The 25,979-nt window shown below is 38.7% G+C and carries 19 protein-coding genes and 5 pseudogenes; 13 read left to right on the forward strand and 11 right to left on the reverse strand.

The genetic code is table 11. The features are described from left to right. Positions 1-2: 2 nt before the first annotated feature. Positions 3-763 (forward strand): annotated as a pseudogene (locus tag M1E93_RS06790) (IS5 family transposase). Between the two features lie 583 nt (positions 764-1,346). After that, positions 1,347-2,489, forward strand: a complete 1,143-nt coding sequence (locus tag M1E93_RS06795) for an MFS transporter (protein WP_426207281.1) — start codon at positions 1,347-1,349, stop codon at positions 2,487-2,489. Between the two features lie 73 nt (positions 2,490-2,562). Here the strand turns inward: M1E93_RS06795 and M1E93_RS06800 are convergent, their stop codons facing one another. Then, positions 2,563-3,507: an ATP-grasp fold amidoligase family protein gene (locus tag M1E93_RS06800; protein WP_141173661.1), complete on the reverse strand. Its 945-nt coding sequence runs from the start codon at positions 3,505-3,507 to the stop codon at positions 2,563-2,565. A gap of 409 nt (positions 3,508-3,916) precedes the next feature. On the opposite strand from M1E93_RS06800, the gene M1E93_RS06805 reads away from it, so the two are divergent. Further along, positions 3,917-4,810, forward strand: coding sequence for a hypothetical protein (locus M1E93_RS06805; protein WP_426207220.1), 894 nt, complete (start codon positions 3,917-3,919; stop codon positions 4,808-4,810). Positions 4,811-4,955: 145 nt separating this feature from the next. Here the strand turns inward: M1E93_RS06805 and M1E93_RS06810 are convergent, their stop codons facing one another. Continuing rightward, the gene (locus M1E93_RS06810) at positions 4,956-5,432 is read right to left on the reverse strand and encodes a GNAT family N-acetyltransferase (protein ID WP_426207221.1); all 477 of its coding nucleotides are present in this window, start codon (positions 5,430-5,432) and stop codon (positions 4,956-4,958) included. 431 nt (positions 5,433-5,863) lie between these two features. Here M1E93_RS06810 and M1E93_RS06815 point away from each other — a divergent pair, with 431 nt between their 5' ends. Continuing rightward, a complete protein-coding gene (locus M1E93_RS06815; RefSeq protein WP_258002943.1) occupies positions 5,864-6,136 on the forward strand; it encodes a hypothetical protein in 273 nt (90 codons plus the stop codon). A 353-nt stretch (positions 6,137-6,489) separates the two neighbouring features. On the opposite strand, the pseudogene M1E93_RS06820 reads toward M1E93_RS06815, so the two are convergent. After that, positions 6,490-7,295 (reverse strand): annotated as a pseudogene (locus tag M1E93_RS06820) (IS5 family transposase). A gap of 24 nt (positions 7,296-7,319) precedes the next feature. Between M1E93_RS06820 and M1E93_RS06825 the strand changes: the two are divergent. The 3 genes and pseudogenes from M1E93_RS06825 to M1E93_RS06835 all read left to right on the forward strand — a co-directional run. Next, entirely contained in the window at positions 7,320-7,880 is a 561-nt protein-coding gene (locus M1E93_RS06825; RefSeq protein WP_426207222.1) for a cytochrome b/b6 domain-containing protein, read from the forward strand. Between the two features lie 854 nt (positions 7,881-8,734). Then, positions 8,735-9,394: pseudogene (locus M1E93_RS06830) on the forward strand (IS4-like element ISVsa5 family transposase); the annotation flags it as partial. Between the two features lie 53 nt (positions 9,395-9,447). After that, positions 9,448-9,627: pseudogene (locus tag M1E93_RS06835) on the forward strand (TraI domain-containing protein); the annotation flags it as partial. Between the two features lie 431 nt (positions 9,628-10,058). On the opposite strand, the gene M1E93_RS06840 reads toward M1E93_RS06835, so the two are convergent. Beyond that, positions 10,059-11,117 (reverse strand): hypothetical protein, encoded by a 1,059-nt coding sequence (locus tag M1E93_RS06840; RefSeq protein WP_426207014.1) that lies wholly within the window; start codon positions 11,115-11,117, stop codon positions 10,059-10,061. Here M1E93_RS06840 and M1E93_RS06845 point away from each other — a divergent pair. After that, positions 11,088-12,175 (forward strand): IS3 family transposase gene (locus M1E93_RS06845; RefSeq protein ID WP_426207013.1). Its coding sequence is split into 2 segments (ribosomal slippage): positions 11,088-11,340 and positions 11,340-12,175, totalling 1,089 coding nucleotides; the frame shifts between segments, so codons are not numbered across the junction. The two genes, M1E93_RS06840 and M1E93_RS06845, sit on opposite strands and share 30 nt — an antisense overlap. 619 nt (positions 12,176-12,794) lie before the next feature. Here the strand turns inward: M1E93_RS06845 and M1E93_RS06850 are convergent. Beyond that, entirely contained in the window at positions 12,795-13,262 is a 468-nt protein-coding gene (locus M1E93_RS06850; RefSeq protein WP_426207223.1) for a hypothetical protein, read from the reverse strand. An 86-nt stretch (positions 13,263-13,348) separates the two neighbouring features. Between M1E93_RS06850 and M1E93_RS06855 the strand changes: the two genes are divergently transcribed. The 3 genes and pseudogenes from M1E93_RS06855 to M1E93_RS06865 all read left to right on the forward strand — a co-directional run bounded on the left by M1E93_RS06855 (position 13,349) and on the right by M1E93_RS06865 (position 16,078). Beyond that, the gene (locus tag M1E93_RS06855; protein WP_144140233.1) at positions 13,349-13,591 is read left to right on the forward strand and encodes an AlpA family phage regulatory protein; all 243 of its coding nucleotides are present in this window, start codon (positions 13,349-13,351) and stop codon (positions 13,589-13,591) included. Between the two features lie 17 nt (positions 13,592-13,608). Continuing rightward, on the forward strand, positions 13,609-15,102 hold the full coding sequence (locus tag M1E93_RS06860; protein ID WP_426207224.1) for a YfjI family protein: 1,494 nt from the start codon (positions 13,609-13,611) through the stop codon (positions 15,100-15,102). A 304-nt stretch (positions 15,103-15,406) separates the two neighbouring features. Next, positions 15,407-16,078 (forward strand): annotated as a pseudogene (locus M1E93_RS06865) (inovirus Gp2 family protein). Between the two features lie 299 nt (positions 16,079-16,377). Here the strand turns inward: M1E93_RS06865 and M1E93_RS06870 are convergent. From M1E93_RS06870 to M1E93_RS06880, 3 genes are all read right to left on the reverse strand, one after another. After that, positions 16,378-17,310, reverse strand: coding sequence for an S-4TM family putative pore-forming effector (locus tag M1E93_RS06870; protein WP_196547111.1), 933 nt, complete (start codon positions 17,308-17,310; stop codon positions 16,378-16,380). Beyond that, positions 17,310-18,314 carry a nucleotidyltransferase gene (locus M1E93_RS06875; protein ID WP_206090229.1) on the reverse strand — a complete coding sequence of 335 codons (1,005 nt, stop codon included), beginning with the start codon at positions 18,312-18,314 and terminating at the stop codon, positions 17,310-17,312. The genes M1E93_RS06870 and M1E93_RS06875 overlap by 1 nt, the downstream gene beginning before the upstream one ends. A gap of 543 nt (positions 18,315-18,857) precedes the next feature. Then, a complete protein-coding gene (locus M1E93_RS06880) occupies positions 18,858-20,066 on the reverse strand; it encodes an IS4-like element ISVsa5 family transposase (protein ID WP_169342240.1) in 1,209 nt (402 codons plus the stop codon). A gap of 155 nt (positions 20,067-20,221) precedes the next feature. On the opposite strand from M1E93_RS06880, the gene M1E93_RS06885 reads away from it, so the two are divergent. Continuing rightward, on the forward strand, positions 20,222-21,103 hold the full coding sequence (locus M1E93_RS06885; RefSeq protein ID WP_426207225.1) for an AbaSI family restriction endonuclease: 882 nt from the start codon (positions 20,222-20,224) through the stop codon (positions 21,101-21,103). A gap of 475 nt (positions 21,104-21,578) precedes the next feature. After that, on the forward strand, positions 21,579-22,439 hold the full coding sequence (locus M1E93_RS06890; RefSeq protein ID WP_206090231.1) for a hypothetical protein: 861 nt from the start codon (positions 21,579-21,581) through the stop codon (positions 22,437-22,439). A gap of 305 nt (positions 22,440-22,744) precedes the next feature. Here the strand turns inward: M1E93_RS06890 and M1E93_RS06895 are convergent, their stop codons facing one another. The 3 genes from M1E93_RS06895 to M1E93_RS06905 all read right to left on the reverse strand — a co-directional run bounded on the left by M1E93_RS06895 (position 22,745) and on the right by M1E93_RS06905 (position 25,946). Beyond that, positions 22,745-23,647, reverse strand: a complete 903-nt coding sequence (locus M1E93_RS06895; RefSeq protein WP_154637620.1) for a hypothetical protein — start codon at positions 23,645-23,647, stop codon at positions 22,745-22,747. A gap of 570 nt (positions 23,648-24,217) precedes the next feature. Next, entirely contained in the window at positions 24,218-24,820 is a 603-nt protein-coding gene (locus tag M1E93_RS06900; protein ID WP_426207226.1) for a tyrosine-type recombinase/integrase, read from the reverse strand. Between the two features lie 133 nt (positions 24,821-24,953). Next, on the reverse strand, positions 24,954-25,946 hold the full coding sequence (locus tag M1E93_RS06905) for a TIR domain-containing protein (protein WP_206090235.1): 993 nt from the start codon (positions 25,944-25,946) through the stop codon (positions 24,954-24,956). Positions 25,947-25,979: the final 33 nt, after the last annotated feature.

Raw genomic sequence — 25,979 nt, forward strand, 5'->3', positions numbered from 1 at the left:
AAATGGCTCCTCTCATCCCGGAGCATAGAACTCAACACCCGCTGGGTACGCACCGCAAGCGGGTTGATAATCGCGCTGCAATGAACGCCATTTTCTTCGTACTCAGGACGGGTTGCCAGTGGAATGCGCTAAATGCCACCGGTATATGCTCGTCAAGCTCTGCTCATCGCCGATTTCAGGAGTGGCGGGATGCTGGCGTATTTGAACGCTTCTGGCAAAACGGGTTGCTTGCTTGCGAACAGTTGGACGCTATTGACTGGTCGTGGCTGTCGATGGATGGTTGTATGACCAAATCACCGCTGGCAGGCTCAAAAAAACAGGCAAGAACCCAACAGACCGAGGGAAACGGGGCGTAAAGCGCAGTCTGATGACTGACGGGAACGGGCTTCCGCTTGCACTGGTTGTCGCTGGAGCAAATACGCACGACATAAAGCTGGTTGCGGATACGCTCGATGCCCTCCAGACGGGCAGACCGGGCAAGAGGCTCCGGTTGTGCATGGACAAAGGGTATGAAGCGGAATGGTTGGGAGCGTATCTGAAAAGTCGTCGCTATGAACCTCATATCCAGTCACGGAAGGATGAATCAGAAGCCATCAAAAACACGGATTTTAAGGCCCACCGCTGGGTTGTAGAGAGAACACACAGTTGGATGAATCGCTACCGTCGTGTCCTGACTCGTTGGGAGAAGAAGGTCGAGAATTATGAGGCAATGCTGCATCTTGCCTGTGCCATCATTGTCTGGAATAAAATCCTATTGGGATAGGTTCTAAGTATCTTTAATGATCAAATGGCGCAGCACAATATTGTAATAAAATATTTTTTAATAGATAACCAATAAAATTTATCAATACGATTGTGGTTAAAATTCAATCAATCAGTGCTATTGCTTTTATTGAAGGGCTTGCTTTTAATTCGTTGTTTTAAAAGGTATTTTTATTTTTATTGCCTTTGCGGCCAACAACACTTTCCCAAGAAAAATTGTGATTTTTCTCACATAAATATTTTTACTAGTGAGCATTAGTTTTTCTCATTTTAATTTACCCCATTAAAGTTCTATATTGCCGCCAAATTAGTCTTACCATTTTATTTAAACACCTGCACTAGTCGCCGGACTGGGTATCTTTTAGGTACTCAATATTGCCGCGTGGCCCCCCGATGAATGCAGCGCAGAGACTCAAAATAATTCAATCTGTAGTTAGTTGGCCAAGTCTGAATGGTTAAGTGCATTAAGTAACAATGTGACTAGTGCGAATAAACCCAGTCAACAATGCTGTTATTTGAATGATGGCGAGTCATTATTTATTTTGTCAGTGGGAGAGTAGGTCGTGAAACAGGCCTCTACATTAATGCGCAAACAAGACAGTACATTTGTACCTGTCGCGGGCTTGACCATTTTTGCAATTGCTTCGGGGTATCTAATGAGCCTTATCCCATTATCAATGGGTGGCTTTAATATCGATACAAGTTATGCGGGCTGGTTAGCTAGTGCCTACTATATTGGTTTATTAATTGGGTCAATGATGATCGAACCTATTATTGCTAAAATAGGTCATCGTCTCTCATTTATTGCTTTTTTATTAATGTTGGCGGAAACCGTGGTTATTTTGCCGTGGACACCGAACATTTCTGCTTGGTTACCAAACCGTTTGATTGCGGGGATTGCCGTCGCTGGGATTTTCGTGGTTGTTGAATCGTGGCTCCTGATTGGTGACAGCCCTAAAGAGCGAGCGAAACGCCTCAGTTTTTATATGACATCTCTTTATGGTGGAACCACATTGGGGCAGTTGGCTATTGGTGTTATTGGCACTCAAGGCGCTTATCCATTTATGGTTGTGCTTGGGCTATTACTGCTTGCCGTTTTACCACCACTGTTATTTCGTCAGGGGCAACCAGCATGTGATTCGCATCAAAAACTATCATTGAAAAAAATTGCTCGTCTCAGTAAGCCTGCAATGATTGGTTGTATGACATCCGGAATTTTGATGGGAACAATTTATGGGTTAATGCCTTTATCATTAAAAAATGGCCCATTTAACACTCAACAAGTGGGTGTGTTGATGGCATCAATTATTCTAGGCGGTATGCTGATCCAGCCAGTCGTCAGTAAACTGTCAATTATGATGAGTAAAACGTTGCTGTTAGCGATGGTGTCATTACTGGGGGTATTTGCAATGGGGATTATTTATATCTCTAACGATTACCTTGTGATGATAGTCGCATTGGCGCTGCTGGGGATGTCTTCGTTTGCACTATACCCAATTGCGATTACGTTGGCCTGTGACAATTTAGATTCTTCTTATATTGTTGCGGCAACTCAAGTTATGTTGTTTAGCTATAGCGTGGGATCTGCTGTGGGTCCATTAGTCGCTGGAACCTTCTTAGAGCAACACAATGGTTTGGTTAACTTCTTCTTTATTGTATTAACGGTTACAACAATTTATATGCTTATTGCCAGTGTGCGTCGTAAAGCGGGTGTATTGGCAAACTAGCTATAAATTTAAGAAAATTAAGCAAAAGCCGTGTTACTCATTGAGCTAACACGGCTTTTTCCATTTAAAAGTTCTATTTTTTCTTCTTATTAAAAGACGCTGTCGCTAATGTTTCGCCAACCTCAATATTCCCTGTTTCTCCAACAATGCGTTGTTGCCACATTTCTCCTAACCGAAAATCCCATGATAAAGGCCGGATGACAGTACGACCAGCACTCGGTGCAAATGTCAGTTCACTAAAATATAATGTGTCTTCTGACATCAAAAAATCAGCGCGGCAATAGTCAAAAGGGCTGACAAGCCGCTGAGCTAACCTTAGCATATCTTGGAATAATGGTGGTTCAGCAACGGGTTCCAACATATTTGGGGAACCAAATGTCACGGGTTGCAGCTGCCATTGCGTATCGTAGATATTAATAAATTTATTACCCAACTCATCGCTATAGTCGATTTCTGCATACATTGGCTTACCTGCAAAGCAGTGGATACGACAGATCTCAGGTGCGAGTTTCCTATTTTTGTTCGCAAATAGGTCAATATATGATTCACAAATTATTTTGGCTTTAATATTTTTATAATGCCATTCACGCGTGATGTAATACAAATTTTTCATTAAGTGAAATGAAAGCTTGTCTTTCGCTTTTTGTAGATTAAATTGTGCTTTATTGACACAAATAACACTACTACCACTATCATGATTACATTTCAATACGAAACGTTCTGGTAATTTATCAATATTGATTTCATTAACGTCATTATAGGTGGCTAAAATTGGTACTAAATATTGTTCCCCAATTTTTCGAGAAACATATTCCCTGACTGCCAGTTTATCGGCTAATTGTGTATATAACGGATTTCGGTCATATATCATCCGATAATTGACTTTCTCATTAAAGCTTTTGGGAGTATCAAAATTAGGGATATAACCGATTTTTTTTCTAAACTTATTAGTGAGATAGAGCTTATCGCTGATAACTACCGAACGTAGTTTTTTGAGTAAATATTCGACTTTTTTCATATGAGTCGCCAACCATTCTTTATGTTATTTTTAATATTTTTTTACAATTTGAAATTGTTTGAAGATTATATTTCTTTAAACATAAATAGATATTAAATATGAGGGCTATTGTTAATAAATCTGCTTTTATAATTAATTTTTTCTTAAGATTGCTTTTAATATAAACAAAAACCCAATAACCTTAACTCGTCTAAGGTATTACACCTAAGATTTATCCTTTTTTATATCAAAATTCATCGTTTTATTTTTATACTCAATAAGTTGAGCCTAGAGATAAGTTATCGTATCACCCGTAACCCCGCTAAACCTTAAGAAATAATTTAATTCGAAACTATTAGTTAGCTAATCAATGATTAACCATCTATATTTAAAACGTAAAATTAATCAAATGTATGATGAGGTAACAGTGATGAAAACTAACGAATTTTCTCAGCCTTATTTATTGCTACTCGATATAATCACCCCTGCAATAACACAGTTTAATAAAACAACGAGGGAGACTCACAACCTCGTTGAAGGGTTGGGTGGTACGCCTGATGGTATAGATGTTGATCCTGTAAGACGTTTGATTTACTGGAGTAATATGGGAGATGACTTTGATGCTGATGACGGCTCTATCAATGTGATGAATTTTGATGGAACAGCCAGAAAGATGCTGATAGGCAATGGTCAAATCAGAACGCCAAAACAGCTTCAACTTGAGCAACAATCACAACGATTATATTGGTGCGACCGAGAAGGAGGGAAAATTAGTTCATGCAAAACCGATGGATCCGATTTACAAACTCACGTTGAACGACCACGCAATAATCAAGGTAAAGTCGATATATTAGACCAATGTGTGGGAATTGCCCTCGATGTTGCAAATAATTGGCTCTATTGGACACAAAAAGGTACTGCAAAAGGTGGGCTAGGTCGTTTATTTCGAGTGCCATTACAGCCAAAAGCCAATTATCATCCATCCGATAGGAAAGATATTGAATTATTACTCGACAAGCTTCCCGAGCCTATTGACCTATTAATTGATGAAGAAAAGCAAATTCTGTATTGGACAGATAGGGGCGGGGAGCCAAATGGTAATAGCCTAAATTGTGCGGAAATGACAGAGCATGGATTGGCTAATTATCGAGTGATTTGCCGAGGTTTTAACGAAACTATCGGCTTAACGTACGATAAAAGTGCTCAATTGATGTATATTGCCGATTTACTTGGCGGGGTTTATCAGGTCACTTTAGCAACTGGCAAAGTCGATAAACTACATCAAGGTAAAGGTTATACAGGTATAGCACAGTATGCGGGTTAGGTATGACCACTTTTATGCGTTTTTATATGGTATATAAAAATAAATTAAAGTATTTCTATATTGACTGATCCTCTTGTCCACCATTATTCACAATCAAGTTTATTTTTAATGGTGGGCGGAAAGAGAGATAAGGCCTGTCGAGCGACTATTTTGTTTTATGGTTATCAGTCGTCATCCATTTGGATAGAATAATTAAGCCTTCATGCACTGTAAAACCATTACGGCGATAATAACTTTCCGATGGAAAACCTTTCTCAGTATTTAGAATAATAGCGTTAAGGTTGCATGTAACGCATTGCTGTTCGATATATTGCATAAATGCACTGCCTAGCCCTTTACCCTGAAAATCAGGATGAATAAATAGCTCATCAATATAGTATTCAACCCCTTGATTCCATGGTTTTTTAAAACCAAGGCAAGCACCAACAATGCGCTTTTCTACCTGTATAACATAACCCATAAAATAATTATTACCTAAATGATGGGTAATAAACTCAATTATGGGGTGATGTGATGGCCATTGTTCAAACCAAGGAGCAGAGCTGTAGGTTTCACAGTAAAGTTTTGCGCACTCTTCAACCATTTCGCTGGTTAAAGTAATAAAATTAGCAGGAGGTAGCATGTATATCATCACCGTATTATTTTTTATTGTAATAGTTTATCAACAGAGTCGCACTATTAATACGTTTTAAATGCTCTGTGAGTGATAATAAGAATGGTGTATTTTATACTGATTAATAGATCTGGCTATGTTAGTAATAATGGTAGAATGGGGATGTATTCGAGTCGTTATATGAAATTAATTTTAATATTTGTATGGATATATAGCTAAAAAATAATTATTACTTTTTCTCATCATAGCCTATTGAAAATGAATATTCATTATTTTTAAAGTGAGTCTACAAACACGTTTCGAAGATAAAGATAATCAGTGAAGTTGTTGAAGGTCTATTTGTTATATGTGAGTTATAATAATAATTTCTTTTAAATAGGTTTTTATAGCCTTATAGTTATGATTGAATTAGAGTTTGAATTAAACCAAAGGGGATGGATATGAAAAGATGGTTAGTGATATCAATGCTATTATCATTGAGTAGTACTGTATTAGGCGCTACAGATAGATATGATGATTATTTATCTAGAATAAATAGTATTTGTAAAAAACATTCTGAGCCAGCAAATTGTGAAGATGAGGTCAATATTCTTTTACAAAATGTGCTTATGAATGGTGACATACTCTCACGGTGTGAAAAAGAGGAAGAAACGGGAACAATGTCTACAGAATGTAAAAATTTCGCTGACTTTTGGATGTATTTGACCAAGTAATGATGTTTTTTAATGAGGAAAAGGCTTTAGCATACATTACATTTTTCGTAGTCTTAAGCCTGAGAGGGATAACATATTCTGGAAAATATTTAGAACATCAATACAAACCTGATAATTTTACTATACAGTAGATAAATATTGTGACTTGATTATGAATTAAGGTTCTGGGTATTAATTAAAATTATAATGCGGTCTGATAAACGTTATTTTTAAAACTATCTGCTGAAGGTTAATTTCTGGAAATAATCCGATGCAGTAACTTGTTGCTTGAATGGTATTAAGATAAAAAGTCATCTTTAATTAAGTGATGACTTTTTATTTAATGAATTTTTAAATGTTGTATTATTTAGAACCTATCCCAATAGGATTTTATTCCAGACAATGATGGCACAGGCAAGATGCAGCATTGCCTCATAATTCTCGACCTTCTTCTCCCAACGAGTCAGGACACGACGGTAGCGATTCATCCAACTGTGTGTTCTCTCTACAACCCAGCGGTGGGCCTTAAAATCCGTGTTTTTGATGGCTTCTGATTCATCCTTCCGTGACTGGATATGAGGTTCATAGCGACGACTTTTCAGATACGCTCCCAACCATTCCGCTTCATACCCTTTGTCCATGCACAACCGGAGCCTCTTGCCCGGTCTGCCCGTCTGGAGGGCATCGAGCGTATCCGCAACCAGCTTTATGTCGTGCGTATTTGCTCCAGCGACAACCAGTGCAAGCGGAAGCCCGTTCCCGTCAGTCATCAGACTGCGCTTTACGCCCCGTTTCCCTCGGTCTGTTGGGTTCTTGCCTGTTTTTTTGAGCCTGCCAGCGGTGATTTGGTCATACAACCATCCATCGACAGCCACGACCAGTCAATAGCGTCCAACTGTTCGCAAGCAAGCAACCCGTTTTGCCAGAAGCGTTCAAATACGCCAGCATCCCGCCACTCCTGAAATCGGCGATGAGCAGAGCTTGACGAGCATATACCGGTGGCATTTAGCGCATTCCACTGGCAACCCGTCCTGAGTACGAAGAAAATGGCGTTCATTGCAGCGCGATTATCAACCCGCTTGCGGTGCGTACCCAGCGGGTGTTGAGTTCTATGCTCCGGGATGAGAGGAGCCATTTTCTCCCAGAGTTCATCACTGATTTGCCACTTATTACCTACCATACGTTGCCCTCATAAATTATCATTATGTATTATCTGACAATTCCTTTTGGGATAGGTTCTAAAAGAATAAGAATTTTACATATGTTAATTCTACTCTTAGTGATATCGCAAATCATTGTTAGTAATTGGATGACGGGTACTAAGTCAGTAGTTATTCCATTTTTTGAAGAGACTTATTTATTTACTTGGATTCATATCGTTTCAGGCTTTGTGCTTTTTTTCTTAACGTTATTTTTAGTCGTGTTATGTTTTCACCAGAGAGGGTTTAGATATTTTTATCCCTATCTCTGGGGGGATTTTAAGCAAATCAAAGAAGATATAAACTCTCTTTTAGCTAAAAAGCTACCAGACAGCTCACCTAAAGGGCTTGCCGCGACAGTTCAAGGGCTAGGGTTAGGTGCTTTATCAATTGTTATTTTGTCTGGTATTGCATGGTTTTTTCTATGGTTACAGCAGTCTCCATTTGCTTTAGAGGCTAGAAGTATTCATAAATCACTCACAATTTTAATTGAGATTTATATTTATGGTCACGGTGGTTTAGGGATTATTCATTTTATAATTTGGAAAAAAAGTAAAAATAAATAGGTTTGCTTGATACCTCATTGGCAATATGGGTGATTAGTCGCCCATATTCATTAAATGATATTTTGTTGCAATCTGTAGATGCTAATAAGTTACCGTGACGCAAATATGCGTTACCTAGTAAATCAATAGTTTATCTACTCTGAATATGAATAACCAAATCTAAAATAACGGTCCTATTACGGTTCGTATAATGCGATTGAACGGCAAGGTTAGACGGGGATGTTACGGGGAGGATTAAGAGCCTATCTCAATAGGGATTAATTACCGCATAAAAAATATATTATTGTAACCAAAACCTTATACAGCCTGACTTTTAAACATCGATATGGCTGGGTAAGGTGATGAATTTACCTCCTATTGAGATAGGCTCTTAGTCTGATAAAGACCAAAAAAATCCCAAATCGATTTAAATATGCCCACAATGCTTCACCTTTTTTATGATTATTCACACGAATACAGTTTAATTGCTTATAATTCAATTAGTTATGACTTTAAGCCCTAACTGTAGAATATTTTATATGAAATACAGTTCACATCTACAAGTTAATTACAATTATCACTTTAAGATTGTTGTATTTATAGGCCAATACCAATTAGTTTTTCCTGGGCGTTGCAATATTGGTACCATTGTCTGGAATAAAGTCCTATTGAGATAGGTTCTTAGTTGTTACCATTGAATGATTAATCATTAATTTAAGGCACCTATTGTGCTAATTTATTTTTACGTAAAAAAAGCCACACTAAGTGCTGATGAATCCCCTAATGATTTTTATCAAAATCATTAAGTTAAGGTAGATACACATCTTGTCATATGATCAAATGGTTTCGCCAAAAATCAATAATCAGACAACAAGATGTGCGAACTCGATATTTTACACGACTCTCTTTACCAATTCTGCCCCGAATTACACTTAAAACGACTCAACAGCTTAACATTGGCTTGCCACGCCTTACTTGACTGTAAAACTCTCACTCTTACCGAACTTGGCCGTAACCTACCAACCAAAGCGAGAACAAAACATAACATCAAACGAATCGACCGATTGTTAGGTAATCGTCACCTCCACAAAGAGCGACTCGCTGTATACCGTTGGCATGCTAGCTTTATCTGTTCGGGCAATACGATGCCCATTGTACTTGTTGACTGGTCTGATATTCGTGAGCAAAAACGGCTTATGGTATTGCGAGCTTCAGTCGCACTACACGGTCGTTCTGTTACTCTTTATGAGAAAGCGTTCCCGCTTTCAGAGCAATGTTCAAAGAAAGCTCATGACCAATTTCTAGCCGACCTTGCGAGCATTCTACCGAGTAACACCACACCGCTCATTGTCAGTGATGCTGGCTTTAAAGTGCCATGGTATAAATCCGTTGAGAAGCTAGGTTGGTACTGGTTAAGTCGAGTAAGAGGAAAAGTACAATATGCAGACCTAGGAGCAGAAAACTGAAAATCTATCAGTAGCTTACACGATATATCATCTAGTCACTCAAAGACTTTAGGCTATAAGAGGCTGACTTTTAGGTTGATTTAAAAGCAAAAAAGCCTCTGTCCGTGAGGACAGAGGCTTTCAGTGGCAGACCTGTTGAGAAAAAAGAGCTTGAACCAAGGTGGCGTGTTGCTGTGGCCTTCGGCGTTTTGTTCCATGATATTGGTAAGCTCGTATCAGACTATTCCCTAACAGACGAGGATTGCGGCTATCAGTGGAACCCTTTTAAAAGGCAGATAGCGCCTACTACCTGCCTAAGCAGCTTCTAGTACTGACTATAGCCTAGCCATATGGGGAATGTGGAAACAACACGAAAGGATAGGTGAGTTAAACACTAAGAATTCCGAATTGCTTGTTGAGCTGACCGAACAAGTCAAAGTCAATGAAGATTATCAAGAACGCGTCCAATCCCTCCATCAACTCGATACAAAACATACTCAGGAATTAGCTAATGCAATAATTCAAATTGATAAGATAAGTTGCGTAACTCGATGATATTTTTTTGCTCTATAATATTCCTCCCTGCCATCAAGTAGGTATTGCCCAACTTAAAAATCATAAAACGAATTAATAACAAGTTAACGGGCCGCCCACTAGCCAATAAAATTTAAAATAGAAGGTATACCCTGCAACAGCTGCTACATGTAGCAGCTGTTGCAGGTGCATTGATTGACATGAATAAGAGTGAAGGTGTTTAGTTATCTTTATTAGTCTGTTTTTCTTTCACGATGAGTAATGCGCGACGTAATGTTTCTCTTTCTTCATGTTCATCTTTTGATATTCCTGTAAATGATAATATGTTTGGAAGTGATTCGCCATAACCCGCTAGATTTTTATATAAATAAGAAAGGCAACCAAGGCAATTATATAATGTAGCCTCATTGAGTATACCTATCAGATTATCATTGGTTTCATGTTTCGTTAATACTTTATTTTGAATGATAAGGCTTGCCAGTTCTTTATCTGTAAGCAACATTTTCTCCTGAAAAAAAGCCTCCCTTAATTTTTTAAGGGCGAGCTCAACCGAATCGAGAAGCCCATAAACGGATTGTGGGGCAATGAGCTCGGAGTGATCATTATCATAAATAATCATTTTTTTTATCATTCTATTATATATCATGATTGAATGCAGAACTGTTTGGTTGTTGGGATCATTAATTACAGGGTTTTCTTCTATATCAGAAACTGACTGAGTGGAATTTTTAATGTCGGGTGTAACAATGATATATTCAGTATATACACCTTGATTTGTTAAAATAGGATTGATATAGGAGAGTAATGACCCGTATCGAATCGATTTTGGTTCAAACTTTATCTTTAATGCGAGATTGATAATAGCGAGTGTAGATGTAAAAAAACCTAATGGGAATTCTTCAAATGAGATTTCGTTAATAACCTCTCTTATGTTATCTAACTCGTTAGCGTAAAGTAGCTCAAGAATATAAGGGATTTCTTTGTATAATTTAAGAGATGGCACTTCGTCACAGAGCTCATCTAAGTATGATGATAATTCAAAAATGCTTATTTTTTTTAGGGAAAACTCAGATAAGTTTATGGAGGGTACAAGAGTAGGTAAAGGCAGATGAGATTTATTTTCAAATATAAAGTTTTCTAGAATATTAAGAATACCGTAACAATAACTAGGGATACATTGGTAATCCCCCCGAAAAATCGGTGTATTAATAAGTAGAATTTTCTCGTAATCTGAACTGAGGAGATCTCTATGAAAAAAGCACGTTTTACCGATAGCCAAATTATCACCATCCTTAAGCAAGCTGAGGCGGGAACGCCTGTTTCTGAACTGTGCCGCGAACATGGTATGAGCAACGCCAGTTTTTATAAGTGGCGCTCACGCTTTGGTGGGATGGATGCTTCCATGATGACCCGCTTGAAAGAACTGGAAGAGGAAAATCGCCGCCTCAAAAAAATGTATGCAGAAGAAAGGTTGAAAGCTGAGATCATTCAGGAAGCTATGGCAAAAAAGTGGTGAAGCCATCGCATCGAAAGCGGATGGCGCAAGAAGCTGTCAAAATACGGAATATCAGCGTACGTTTTGCCTGCCAGTTATTTGTAGTGAGCGAAAGTTGCTATCGTTATCAAGCTAAACTGAGTAAAGAAAATGAAGCAATAGCTGACTGGCTGATACGCATCACTGATAGCCAGCGCAACTGGGGATTTAGCTTGTGCTTTTTATACCTTCGAAACGTAAAAAACTTAAGATTTAACCACAAAAGGGTTTACCGAATTTATTGTGCGTTGTCACTGAACAGGCGAATAAAGCCGAAGAAACGCCTAAAACGGGATAAGCCCGAGCCACTGACGGTACCCGAAACGAGCAATGAATGTTGGTCAATGGACTTTATGCATGATCAACTGTCGGATGGGCGCTCAGTCCGTTTATTGAATATCATCGATGATTTTAATCGTGAAGCATTAGCTATTGAAGTGGATTTTTCCCTGCCGGCGAGTCGGGTTGTAAGAGTACTAGAGCAACTTATTGAGTGGAAAGGAAAACCGGTTTCCATACGCTGTGATAATGGGCCAGAGTACACCAGTAATATATTGATATCATGGGCTAATCTGCAAGATATCAAAATAAACTTTATCCAGCCAGGTAATCCGCAGCAAAATGCTTACATTGAGCGTTATAATCGGACAGTCCGCTATGAGTGGTTAGGGCAATACTTGTTTTCATCACTGGATGAATTACAAGACTATGCTACACGGTGGCAATGGTTTTATAATCACGAACGGCCGAACATGGCGTTGAATGGCTATACCCCAATGCAACATCTACAACGAATGACCTGATTCTACTTATAACCTCGGTTAAAAACGGGGGGATTACCCATTGACACTCACATTCAGGGCCTTGGCCGCAATCACAGTCATCTTCACAACTAGGGATATCTATTTTCTCGTGAGAAATTAACACCTCGATATACTCATACAGTGCATCTTCTCCCAAAAAAACAGGATCATTTTTAACATTTTGGTAAAGATACCGTTCTAAATAGAAGAGAGGATCTGGCGCTTCAAGTTTATCTTCAAGTAATTTTTTATAATTTGATACAAGTGGCGTCAGTAGGTGAGTGATTTTTTGAAAGGCGAGCAGGACACTAAGAGAAGTATAAGCGACTCTCAATTGCTCAAATTGGGTATCGTGTGGTTTACCTATCTCGCTCGCTTCTTTTTTGCAAGCATCAATAATCGTATCGATGTTACAAATTGTTGTGAATGATGAGGTTCTTATGTTGTTAATTGAGGTTGTAATTTCAAAAAGATTAACAATGGGGTTGAACGCTAATGTCTTGATGTAGTATTTGAGATAGGCCCTCACCCCTTTACAGAGCGATTCGAGATTATTGTGATGATTGTCGTAGTATTCACTCAGTATAAAATGATGGATATGACTGTAAAAATGTAATTGTTATTTATCGACGGAAAGACTCAGCGTTTTATACATATCTAATGCCACAATGGCGGGTATGGTGGCTTTTGTATATTTTCTTAATATTTCTTTTTTTTCTAAATTAGACACAACGTATTGAGCAATCAATGCGTTATACAGTTGCTCATATTTATAGAAAAACATCTGTCTTTCTGTCTGAGTAAAGACTGCTTTGCTATCGATGATATTAATCAATTTTTGATAAGTTTCTTTAGTATTGATGTTGTCATCACCATATTCCTGCGTTTTCAGATTACCTGTTTTTGCAAAAAAATCTTGATGTAATGAAAAATTTTCAATTTTTCTCTGGTTAGCTAGATTTAGCGTTTTATATTTTTTATTTTTACTTTTCCTTTCTTTTGTGTTGGTTTTTTCTGCTCTTTCCTTATTTAAAACTGTTATGTCGTAGGCTGTTAACATGATATTAGCAAAAATATGGGTGTACATGACATTCTCCAGTTGGTTTCCAATTTTCTACGAGGACATATTGCCAGATGATGTGGAAAATGAATATCTCTTAAGAACGTGAATCAATGGAGAATCAAATGCATCATCTAAACGAAAATATGAATCAGAATAATTTGCCTATACGTATTTTACGTATGACAGAGTTAACGGTAATGCTAGGGATATCCAGATCGAGCATTTATGAAAAATTGAACCCTCGCTCTAAGTACTACGATCCAGATTTTCCTAAACCGATCAAACTTGGTGCATCATCAGTTGGCTGGCAATACGCTTCAGTTGAAAAATGGTTAACTTCAAGAATGGTTTAATCAATAAGGCGGATGAAATGTCACAAAAAAATGAAGAGTTATATTTAAACATAGAGAAATTACCAGATTATTTTCAACGCATGATTGAGCAAGTACATATAAAAACAGGAGCGGCGGCTGAAATTATTTTGCCTACTCTGTTAAGTGTGATGTCCCTGTCGTGTCAGGATAGCTTTGATATTGAACCGATAAGTGGACGAAAATATCCACTGTCACTTTATCATGTTGTTTTGGCGAGGTCGGGGTGCCGAAAATCTACTGTTTATAAACTGCTCACAAAAGCAATTTCAGAATTTGAGCAACAACTCGAACAGGATTTTTATATTGAAAGAGATAATTATGAGCGGAGTCTGGTGCTATGGAATGTAAAATTTAGCGCATTGAATAAATGCTATCAAAAAGCGCTGAATCAGGGAATAAAAGTGAATGAAGCTTTTTTGAATTTAGAAGAGTGCCTTGTTCAAAAACCAGTAGCGCCAATAAAAAAACGTTTAGTAATCAATGATTCAACAAGTGAAGGTCTGGCTCAGGAGTTGGGGGATGGATATCCCGTATTGTCGCTGATGTCAGATGAGGCGGGTGAATTGTTTGAAAGTAGTTTATTGCGAAAAACACCATTACTAAATTCGCTTTGGTGCGCAGAGGGGAAATCGGTAAGCCGAGCATCTAGAGATAACTATGTCATCAAAGATTGCCGTTTTAGTCTGTTACTCATGGTCCAGCCAGCGTTATTTGACAGCTTTATGGATAAAAAAGGAAAGAAAGCAAAGAGTTCAGGTTTTTTAGCTCGCAGCTTATTAGTGGATCTAGATCAAATTCAGCAATTATGTGAGATAAAAAAAGTTTCACATTCAACTGAATTAAGTTTAGCAGATTTATCGGCTACGTTGATAAACCATTTACAAAAAGGAATAAAACGTCGGGAAAATGACGAAGAACGCCATTGTATTACTTTAGCACTCGATGCCCAAGGGGCGTGGAATGGCTATTATCAAGCTGTTAAAAAGATGATGGAGCCTGGTGGGGAATTACATGCTTATGATGATTACGCATCGCGCTTTATGGAGCATGCTTCTCGAATTGCTGGGGTGATGCAAATGTTTATGACACCCGATTCCACTGTTGTTACGTTGGAAACGCTGGAGTCGGCAGTCTATATTACTCAGTGGCATCTTAATCATTTTATCAAAAAAATAGATGATTTTAAGGAAGTCAGTGATGCTGAAAAACTCCTGTTATGGTTGGAGGAGCATCTTGTCAGTAATAAATCTTATGATTTTAGGCGAAATGACATCATTAAAAATGGTCCCTATTCACTGAGACGCTCTGACCGTTTGCGGCCTGCATTAGAAAAACTACAGCAGGAAGCTAAAGTTCAATTATTCGAAAAAAATGGGATTAACTATGTCAAGTTTATGGGGGCAAGAATGACACCTGAAAAGCTAGCCGAACGATTGAATATTCCGTTGAGTAGCAGAGGAGTATTCATACTCAATAACTCACCAAGATAAGGATAACTTCAGAGTTATTTTTAATAATATCAATGAGTAGGATTATATCACCAAGCGAGGTTTATTGCGGCTTTGGGGAGGGTTGAGTCTGTCTTTTATTAAATGGAATGATATCGGTATAGGTAATATATACCATCTTACTAAATACAATACTAATCTATAACAATAACACCTATCAATCAACAAAGCAATGTTTATTTAATCACCGTACCTATTGTGTCTATAACTCACTGTGTTATGGATGCGATAGGTACTTAAACACGAATACAGATATCACTATTTCTATGATAGTAAGGTAATAAAAATGTCAGCTTATGCATTAACTAAAACAGAATTGGATCAACTGATAACTATCGCGAGTGATCGCTATGATTCCTCGATATCGTATTATATCCTTCGTCGATTATTGGCAGTGGTTGAGAATACACTAGAACACCATAACCGAGTATTTGCAATCCGAGTTGATTTACGATTCGCTCAGGATCATATTCCTGATGCCCCAGATATGCCGGTATGTTTTCAACGCACAGATGAACGGGCCATTACCCGCTTTATCGAGTCACTGAAAAGCCAACTGAGAGCAGCACATCATCGTACGGGGCGTTCGGGTACACCAGTACTCCCTTATTATGCTTGGGTAAGAGAACGTAATGAAAGTGAATATCCTCACTACCATTTAGTTTTGTTATTTAATCGAGATATATACGGCTATTTAGGCAACTATTTACAAGATGATGCCAATAATATGGCGACTAGAATACAACGAGCATGGTGTAGTGCTATTGGCTTAGGGTAACCAGACTATGCACCATTAGTTAACTTTCCAGAGAACCCCGTATTTCGATTTGATAGACGAGATGCTCTAGCCCGTCATTCTAATTATTTTGATTTCCTATTACGCATGACGTATCTGGCTAAAATGAATACCAAGGAGTTCATTACTGACTTTAGAAACTTCGGAACCAGTCAGGTTTAATTGAGAGGCATTAGCTCAGACTTGAACTAACAGGTTTCGTTGGGTAGAACATAACTAAGCCTGACCGGCTGGTCTGAGCGATGAGCGGACTTTCATAGTCCCTCTCATCACTGATTAAGTATCCTTCAAATCACGGTGAGTTGACCAAGGGGAAGTGTAAACACATCTATTTTAGTTCCACCTACTTTTGACATTTCCGTGTTTTAAGCCTTAAGCCAGCACTCTTCTGACTATAGGTTTCATAACTTTATTCCTGCACATTATAACCATCAAAATATAAATAATTAGTCAAAGAACTACTAAGATGGCGTTGCAATGCCTTTTAATTGTGAAGAATATTCTTCGAAAATCCGATCGTATCGTTCTTCGTCTTTAGCCCGATTACTTTTATGCATAAAATCAGGTACCGGATTCCCTGTTGCCCTGTAGTTAAAGATTTGGTCCTGAACTAAACGCGACTGCTTATCTAGCGCTTTTTTGTCGTAAGCGCGCTCTTTTGCTACTTGCCTTAGCGCATTCTCAACAAGTATGCGAAGTTCATCTGCGCGGGCGACAGATTTCTTATTATCACTAACGTATCGATAATAAAATTGATAAATCGGAAGCAATATTGCTACAAATGCAACAAATTGTAGATATGTTGGATTGGTGAAAATAAATGTTATCGCAAACATAATTATGTTCAGCGCTAAAATAACACTCAGGAATGTTGAAGTTTTCTTTTTTAGACCTGCATCCCATCCCATGTTCTTACTTTGACAGAGCATTACCATTAACGGAGCAGAAACGCTCATGGGAGCATTAAGGTACCAGTTGCGGAGGCGATGATCGCCTTCAGTAGCTAAGTGTTTTTGGGCATACTCTAGACTTTCAGAAATAGGTATTTTTTTACCAGTAACGATATCATTCCATTCCATGTTAAACAAACTGGTATCATACTCCTCCTGAATACGCGCTGCCTTTTTCTTACAGTTACTTACATGCTCCATTATGAAGTGGTTAACAATGAAAAATACTACCCCATAGATAGTAAGAAGTGTTTTTATCCAAGGCCCCGTATGACCTGGATAAAAACTCATTACAAAGAAAATTAATGAAAGTATTGATGGGACAACAACCCCCGCGAAAAAAACTTTCATTAGAATAGCTTTGACATCAGAATAGATCTGACGCTGCCCAGCAAGAAGTTTGAGCATATGAGGCTCATTTTGCTTTTCATAGAAATCGTTCATTATGCGTTTCCTACTGGAAAATCTTTACCTAACACTTTCTGCCATAACTTTCCAGATTTTTCGGGATCAGAAAATTCAATCGATAGAGCCTCTTTCGCATTGTTGGCATCTTCAAGTGCCATTTCTTGCACCTTTTTCTGCTCTTCTGAACTTAAATGATTTATATCACCCTGGAATTTTTTTTGATCGCCAACATAACCGACGATTGCAGTAGCTAATACTTGTAAAGCATTTGAAAATTCGACATCGAGATATTCTGACATGGAATCTTTATTAAGTTCGTCATAGTGGTTTAGCATAATAGTTTCGAGCAAATATGAGCCAATTGCAGGTACGCCGCGCTTGCGCTTCCAATACTTAACTAAACGAATTACGTTCAATACCTTACCATTATGCTTTTGATTCACTCTAGTCGCACGGTCTTTATCAATACGCGGGTCGGTCTGTTTCCAGTTACCGTTGCCGTCTGGGATCAGGTAAAATGTGTTCCCATAGCTGTCTGGTGCTGTGATGAAGGCTGGAACAATATCAAAATTCCATGTATAGGATTTAAGATTGAGAGTGGCAGCCTCTCCTTGACGTTTACTATCAGCGGCGGAGTATTGAGGTACAGCTTTTAGCGAAGAAACGAATTTGTTGACGATTCTGCGTGAATTTACCCACTCACCGGTTTCGTTCAAATAGTTTTGGAAACGGGAATTTGTTCCCGGAGTTATATAGAAGGTTTTACCGCTTTGAGTGTATGTGCTGCCTTCAGCATGCATGACAATCATCATATCGATGTCATCAAGTTCACGAATTTTTGTTCTTCTGGAGAATGAACCAAACCACATTTTAGGCGTACTGCTTAACAGTGGGAATTTATCATCTTTATCTGGAAAACTGGTCAGCTGCTCATCGACTAACCAGTCACGGCTTCTTCTTCCGTTGCGTGTATCATCTGCGTCTAGATTGACAAAGTTGTTCATGAGGCTATCGAAAGCAGTACTAACCTGATAAGGCATGTGTTTTTTCCTTGTATTGGTACTATGTAAAGTAAAGGTAAACCATATGCAGGGAATGCGTACAGTAAATCAAACCTACTACATGTGGTGCTTTTTACGTATTTTATACGCAATATCTTGTGATTTTCATTAACGAAGTTTTCATTTCTATTGATGTAGGACAAGGTATAAATGTGAAAGCAGGAATGGTGCGGGATTAGAGCGATTGTAAATTTTACATTTTTAATAATGCATTAAAAATCATACTCACCGAGCTATGAGCATTGACCTTCTCCTCTCTAGTTAATGTAATGCGGACTTAACAATGTCTGCTTCTGGCACTAAACAGCTCACATGTAAAATTCAAATGGCTGTTTTGAGCGAGGAGCGGACGTTGGCACGATGGTGATGCGTTAACCAGTAAAGGCTTCTTCAATGGTGAAGTGGTCGACAGAATTTAGACGGATGTAACTACAGCGCTAAGTATTATGGCGATAATATGTTTACTATTTTGATACTACACTTGCGAATACAGGCGTCCAAGTTAAGTCCTGAGAGATCCCCTCATAATTTCCCCAAAACGTAACCATGTGTGAATAGATTTTGAGTAAGCAGGGTTGCAGCCACGAGTAAGTCTTCCCTTGTTATTGTGTAGCCAGAATGCCGCAAAACTTCCATGCCTAAGCGAACTGTTGAGAGTACGTTTCGATTTCTGACTGTGTTAGCCTGGAAGTGCTTGTCCCAACCTTGTTTCTGAGCATGAACGCCCGCAAGCCAACATGTTAGTTGAAGCATCAGGGCGATTAGCAGCATGATATCACAACGCTCTGAGCTGCTCGTTCGGCTATGGCGTAAGCCTAGTCCGTAGGCAGGACTTTTCAAGTCTCGGAAGGTTTCTTCAATCTGCATTCGCTTCGAATAGATATTAACAAGTTGTTTGGGTGTTCGAATTTCAACAGGTAAGTTAGTTGCTAGAATCCATGGCTCCTTTGCCGACTCTGAGTAGATTTTAGGTGACGGGTGGTGACAATGAGTCCGTGTCGAGCGCTGATTTTTTCGGCCTTTAGAGCGAGATTTATACAATAGAATTTGGCATGAGATTGGATTGCTTTTAGTCAGCCTCTTATAGCCTAAAGTCTTTGAGTGACTAAATGACATATCATGTAAGTTGCTGATAGGTTTCCAGTTTTCCGCTCCTAGGTCTGCATATTGTACTTTTCCTCTTACTCGACTTAACCAGTACCAACCCAGCTTCTCAACGGATTTATACCATGGCACTTTAAAGCCAGCATCACTGACAATGAGCGGTGTGGTGTTACTCGGTAGAATGCTCGCAAGGTCGGCTAGAAATTGGTCATGAGCTTTCTTTGAACATTGCTCTGAAAGCGGGAACGCTTTCTCATAAAGAGTAACAGAACGACCGTGTAGTGCGACTGAAGCTCGCAATACCATAAGCCGTTTTTGTTCACGAATATCAGACCAGTCAACAAGTACAATGGGCATCGTATTGCCCGAACAGATAAAGCTAGCATGCCAACGGTATACAGCGAGTCGCTCTTTGTGGAGGTGACGATTACCTAACAATCGGTCGATTCGTTTGATGTTATGTTTTGTTCTCGCTTTGGTTGGCAGGTTACGGCCAAGTTCGGTAAGAGTGAGAGTTTTACAGTCAAGTAATGCGTGGCAAGCCAATGTTAAGCTGTTGAGTCGTTTTAAGTGTAATTCGGGGCAGAATTGGTAAAGAGAGTCGTGTAAAATATCGAGTTCGCACATCTTGTTGTCCGATTATTGATTTTTCGCGAAACCATTTGATCATATGACAAGATGTGTATCTACCTTAACTTAATGATTTTTATCAAAATCATTAGGGGATTCATCAGAGTTAAGTCTTTTTTCTGGTTGTTTATTTGCTTTTAAATGGTATTAACATGAGTAAAGATGACTATATTCTTCGGGCACTATCAAAAATCTCTCACAAGCGCTGGGAACACTACATTATCAACCGAATTTTTCACAGATTGAATGACCCTGAGCTTGAATTCGTTTGCCAGCAGTGTATTCGAAAGGAAGGGCACTCTGGAAAAATTTATCTTGCAGACCTGCTTTTTCCGCAGCTGAAGCTGTATCTTGAAATAGATGAGGCGCACCATGATAGTGATGAAGCTAAAATGGCTGACAGAATCCGCTGTTTGGACATCATGGAAGCGACAGGATTTATTGAAAAACGAATTCCAGCCAATAACACGACACTGGACAAGATTAATCATCTTGTTGATGAGTTCATCCTTTTTGTTAGGGACAGAAAAGCCCAACAGGAAGCCCAAGGCTTATTCCGTCCTTGGGACTATAACAACCGTTATACCGCTCAAATACACATTAACGCAGGATTTCTTGAAGTAGGTCCTTACGCTGCATTCCGATATCACAGGGATGCTTTGCAGTGCTTTGGTTATGGAGATAAAGGACACCATCAATCAGGTAGCTGGCGGGTACCTGAGACTATTGTAAAGGCGATTGGTTTGAGCGGAGATGTTATGGTTTGGTTTCCGCGTTTATATAAGGCGGGGGAGTGGGACAACTCACTTTCAATTGATGGTGATCTGATAACGGAAAAAAGCCTTAATTCAACACGGAACTATAGGGAAACATGGTGTTATCGTATCGTAATGGCTCATTCTCGTGATGAACTGAATCGGATACTATATCGATTTCTTGGTGTTTTCACTCAAGATGAGCAACTATCATCTGAAGGGGTCAACGTTTTCAAGCGGGTAGATACACGCATCAAGGTTTATACAGCACAAAAATAACTCTGCATTTTGTAGCTTAGAGCCTATCTCAATAGGGATTAATTACCGCATAAAAAATATATTATCACTGTAACCAAAACCTTATACAGCCTGACTTTTAAACATCGATATGGCTGGGTAAGGTGATGAATTTAGCTCCTATTGAGATAGGCTCTTAGCCATAATTAAAGCTCCTGCGATGTAGAAATTTAATTATGGCTATAATCCTGAAAGAGCGAAAAGTGGAAGTTCACAGTTGTTCTCAAAATTGATGCAGGTATTACTAACATTACAGCATATTATCAATTGTGAGCATGTCAATTACACACCTTATGGATCGTCGCAACAAGGAGAATTTATGGATAATCTAACGAGGAATCAGCATTTTATATCTCAGACAGAGTAGCGCAGTAACTGCATTGACGAGAGCAGACCAAAAGATAAGCAGCGAATCTACAAATTTGAAATTGCAGATCGAGAAAATAGCGTTGTTCGCTTGACAAATACTGAAGGCGTCAAGATAAAGACGAACCTCTCCTTTAATGATCTCTTTAGTTTCGATGTTAAAAGCTCAAGGTTAAGAAAAAATTTAGAGGATTTCTTTCATAAATTTGAAATGGACTTAGGACCAGCAACTGATCTCCTTATCTCCGAGTCCAAGTTAAATTCTGGAAGCGATGTTTTGAAGGGTGCCACTGAACGAGTGCTCAAAGCAAAATTCATGGGGTGGATTAGAAACCCTTATTTGATTGCTCAAACAATTAATATGTATAAGGGATTGGTGGGGATGCATCCAACTGATCCTCTTTTGCTAGCACACTTCTCCGAGATTCGTACAGGAAAAAAACCTCACTTGGCCGAGGTTTGCACCGAGTTTAGGGTGACGAGTGAGCTATATTTCCAGTGGTTGGAGATTCTTTTTCTGGCGTTAATGATTCCACATGGAGCAACAAAAAGTATCCTAGAGTCGACTGTTGAGAAGATTGTTGAGTCAAAGGGAAATATGGGTTATTTGATAATAGCGACCTTTGACGATATTCCGGGTTGTAGAGTCGCATTGCCAGATACAGGCTACCTTCAAGGAACTAATGATCCCTATCATAATATGTTTCTTTTTAATTTGAGTCGTAGTGCGTTTGCTTCATTCAATGTGGTGGACTTGTCAAAGCAGAACCTTGTAAATATTCCGCCACAAATAAAGGGGAAAGTAGAGTCGTTCAACATAAAATTCTCAGCACAGCATCATCACAATGATATGAGGTTACTAGAATTTTTTAACGGGCTGTCCACCTATCAAGCCAATTCTCATATTTTTTGTGCTGACCCTAAGATTTTCGGAGTTACTACTATTTTATGAGTACAATTGTTTTAGGTTGAGTAGTAGTAAAGCCCGCTATTGGCACTAAACAGCCCACATGTAAAATTCAAATGGCTGTTTTGAGCGAATAATGGTCATTGCCCTAACTCGCTTCGGGACATATAAAGCGTGGTAGACCCTTTGCTCTAACTCGACAGTTTCAGATTAAAATTTCTATGTAGATAACGCTCGCCTAAGGGGCTGACAACATTACTGCCAAGTTTCCGCATAATACTGAAACCATCGAAATCAACGTACAATAAAATGCCATGTGTTGGAAATTCCTCTGGAAGCGTTTGTTATGTTCAAATGTCCACCACTTGCTGTGTATGAGTTATTAATGTCCTGATTTCATTACCTAAATATGATGGAGTAACACGGTCACTTGATTTTGGAATGCAAAATTTGCCTAAAACCATTATGTTTTGATTCAAAGAGAAGTGACTACTTGGTAAGCTCTTAGCTAGTTTCAACGTCGTGTATATATGTTTACCTAATCCAGTAGTCTTGGGGCTGCACTCTATAAAGCAAAAGCCACCAAGTTTTTGAATTGGTAGCCCTACAACACTTACTTTAACTACAACGGCTGCTTGAACAATTCCCTCTCGATGAAGGCGCAATTTTAGACTACCTAGATGATTGGTCGAGTAAAAGAAATCTTTCCAGCTTACTAACTTACCGCCAATAATGAGCATAATCTTTGCTCTATCTTTTGAATTAAGACGCCCATGATTATAGATTTCCAATAGGCTATTCATCGTGCGAACGTAAGTAGGTCTGCGTCCTTGGTTTCTATATTTCCGCTTAGTCGTATCATTCGGTGGAAACTGTTGAAAGACCCCTGCCTTATCTTTTAGCTTTTCCTTTTCTTCCGCATCCATTACATGAATACGAAACAATAATTCACCTTTAGCAAGAGCATCTTTAACTTCATGATCTGACTCTCCAGCAACAATTGTATCTCTGCCAGAGGATTTGTAACGGCAATACTCACTATGATCGGAGCCTTTTTCTAATCGGTAAAAAGCAGGGATGAACTGCTGTTTGCCGTAGCTTTCACGCTTATACCCATTCACATGCTTCAAAAACGCTTCACAGTTTTTATCTGGACATACGAGAGGATGAGCTATAGGGTGATCCCCATAAGAATCTGCATCCACACGAACACCATTGCTATCATAAGCAAAAGTTATTTTTATACCGCTCAAACTAGCCTCTTAAACATAACGCATGAGTTCAGGGGGGAGAAAAAGCGTAGCTTTTTCGGAGTCTTCTGGAACGATTTGTTAGGCCGGAAGATTTGGAACAACATTCTTAAAGCCTGTCGTGTTGTATAGGCCTAATATTTTATTTGTACGCACGTGTGTTTAACTCGTTAGGCCAATAAAAACGCGCATGATTAACTATCTGTATACAAATAAGTTATCAGCTTTCAACCAAATACACCATCTTGAAAAATGTGCATGCGTGTTTTTTAAACCTATCAACTAAAATCAAGCCTCTATAGTTAATTGATTTTATAGAGTTTTATTTATTTCGGATGGAATTGGTGCGCACTAATATTGTGTTCAAATCATATGGCTGTATCTCCATACACGGTTAGTCGATTTCTGGTAAAACCAAACATAGGTAAATAGATAAGAATTTGTATGGTAGCAGGAGTGGGAACTTTCGATTAAGCTAACGAGCCAAAACACGGAATGGGGCAATAACGAGCTGGCAGAGCCTTCAGGTAATGACCGTTTTTGGCACAGGGCTGATAAACAGCCCTGATAGATTTATACTTCAATTGACTCAGAAATCTCCAATGCATCATCGACTTCAATGCCAAGGTAACGAACCGTGCTTTCCAGTTTTTTATGTCCTAGTAATAACTGAATTACACGAAGATTCTTTGTTTTCTGGTAGATCAGGTATGGCTTAGTTCTGCGCATAGAATGCGTGCTGTACAACGAATTATCAAGGCCTAGCTTTTCAATCCAACCATGAAAAATACGGTTGTATTGTCTGGTAGAGATATGTTGAGCAGAACCTACTCGGGATTGGAAAATATAGTCTGCACTATGCAAGTGAGCTATTCTTATCCATGCAGCAACTGAATCTCTAGTTCCTTTAGTCAGCTCAAATTGGACAGGACTACCAGTCTTTTGTTGTAACACTGTTGCTCTGCTGGAGACTGAACTACCATATGCAACATCTGATACCTTCAATTTAACGAGATCACAGCCTTGAAGTTTACTATCCAAGGCTAAATTAAACAAAGCTAAGTCGCGAATTTTCCCTTCTAATTCCAGTCTAATACGGATTCCCCAGATATGAGATATTTTAAGCGGTCGTTTTTGCCCAATGATACGATTTTTATTCCACGGTGACTTAGACATAATTAAATCTCCTATGATGTAGAGATTTAATTATGGCTGTTATCCCGAAAGGAGCGAGGAGTTGACCTATTACCTCAGATAAGAACTGTTTTAACGTAACAAATTCATTAAGTCTCAAAAAGCAAGTATTATATTATTTACGAGGATGGTAGTATTGAATTAATGAGGTGTTACCTTGAACATGAAGAAAACTAGCTTCAATTATAACACCATTACAGTCTTCGAGTGTAACAGGGATGTTAATTTCAAAAGTTACCGGCTGCCCTTTGCCACCATTTATAGCAATATTGTCCGCATAAAGATACGTTCTGTTTATATTATCTAAAATGGGATTTAATCGACCCTGTAAGCCTTTGATGTATCCCGTGCCATTGATTATTACAGAACCAATGGTTTCAGTAGGCAACAAAGTTATTTCAATATCTTCTGCTGGATCCCATTTAGGGATTATAACTCCGGGAAATTCTGGATGAGCTACCAGTATAGAATAATTTCTACGAGTTAAAATTTCTAAGGTTAGGCATCCATTGGCATCAGTAGTGCCCTGCTTAATAGTATTGTTGTCTGCGATAGCAACGATTGATGCTGATGGAATCAACTCCCCTGTCGAAGACTTAATGATTATCCTTAACACTAGCGGCTCTATTTTGGGAAGCGACCCTGTTGAAAAAAAAGACTTTCTCAATGATTCTGAGGGGATCGTCCTCCCACTGTTTACCAATTTTTTATGGATGATTTCAACAAAACTTTCAGGAGTGCGGTCTATAAGAGATATGAAGCCGGTTGTAGGTAACACCCCTGGGATTTCTGTATCATCAAATTTAGCAGGAAGGATATATTCAGCACTCTCCTGAAAAGCCCTTGCTTGCATTGCTTTTCTTTCATGATTTGTCCAGAGTTTTTTTGCGTAATGCTCGGAAATAAACATTATGGTATAAAGAGCTTTGTCTTTATATATTTCATTAAGATAAGTATAAAGATCTTTACCCCAGAGATTTGCTTCTTCAAACGAATCATAAAATACTTTAACACCAGATTGCATCAAAAGATTGGCTACCTGCTGAACGTAGTTTCTGTCCTCACCTGCGAACGATAGAGCAATATCAAAATCTCTTGTCTCTGGCATTTTTATATTTATCCTTTTCAGTTTAAATTAATA

It is taken from the genome of Providencia sp. PROV272, assembly GCF_049901975.1.
Lineage (GTDB): Bacteria > Pseudomonadota > Gammaproteobacteria > Enterobacterales > Enterobacteriaceae > Providencia > Providencia stuartii.

What these genes read in the sequence shown, in the direction of transcription:
- M1E93_RS06860 (WP_426207224.1), top strand. Translation starts at nt 13,609, where the DNA reads ATGTCACAAAAAAATGAAGAGTTATATTTAAACATAGAGAAATTACCA.
- M1E93_RS06900 (WP_426207226.1), bottom strand. Translation starts at nt 24,820, where the DNA reads ATGTCTAAGTCACCGTGGAATAAAAATCGTATCATTGGGCAAAAACGA.
- M1E93_RS06880 (WP_169342240.1), bottom strand. Translation starts at nt 20,066, where the DNA reads ATGTGCGAACTCGATATTTTACACGACTCTCTTTACCAATTCTGCCCC.
- M1E93_RS06870 (WP_196547111.1), bottom strand. Translation starts at nt 17,310, where the DNA reads ATGAACGATTTCTATGAAAAGCAAAATGAGCCTCATATGCTCAAACTT.
- M1E93_RS06795 (WP_426207281.1), top strand. Translation starts at nt 1,347, where the DNA reads ATGCGCAAACAAGACAGTACATTTGTACCTGTCGCGGGCTTGACCATT.
- M1E93_RS06885 (WP_426207225.1), top strand. Translation starts at nt 20,222, where the DNA reads ATGAGTAAAGATGACTATATTCTTCGGGCACTATCAAAAATCTCTCAC.
- M1E93_RS06855 (WP_144140233.1), top strand. Translation starts at nt 13,349, where the DNA reads ATGGAGAATCAAATGCATCATCTAAACGAAAATATGAATCAGAATAAT.
- M1E93_RS06815 (WP_258002943.1), top strand. Translation starts at nt 5,864, where the DNA reads ATGAAAAGATGGTTAGTGATATCAATGCTATTATCATTGAGTAGTACT.
- M1E93_RS06805 (WP_426207220.1), top strand. Translation starts at nt 3,917, where the DNA reads ATGAAAACTAACGAATTTTCTCAGCCTTATTTATTGCTACTCGATATA.
- M1E93_RS06875 (WP_206090229.1), bottom strand. Translation starts at nt 18,314, where the DNA reads ATGCCTTATCAGGTTAGTACTGCTTTCGATAGCCTCATGAACAACTTT.
- M1E93_RS06905 (WP_206090235.1), bottom strand. Translation starts at nt 25,946, where the DNA reads ATGCCAGAGACAAGAGATTTTGATATTGCTCTATCGTTCGCAGGTGAG.
- M1E93_RS06825 (WP_426207222.1), top strand. Translation starts at nt 7,320, where the DNA reads ATGTATTATCTGACAATTCCTTTTGGGATAGGTTCTAAAAGAATAAGA.
- M1E93_RS06800 (WP_141173661.1), bottom strand. Translation starts at nt 3,507, where the DNA reads ATGAAAAAAGTCGAATATTTACTCAAAAAACTACGTTCGGTAGTTATC.
- M1E93_RS06850 (WP_426207223.1), bottom strand. Translation starts at nt 13,262, where the DNA reads ATGTACACCCATATTTTTGCTAATATCATGTTAACAGCCTACGACATA.
- M1E93_RS06810 (WP_426207221.1), bottom strand. Translation starts at nt 5,432, where the DNA reads ATGCTACCTCCTGCTAATTTTATTACTTTAACCAGCGAAATGGTTGAA.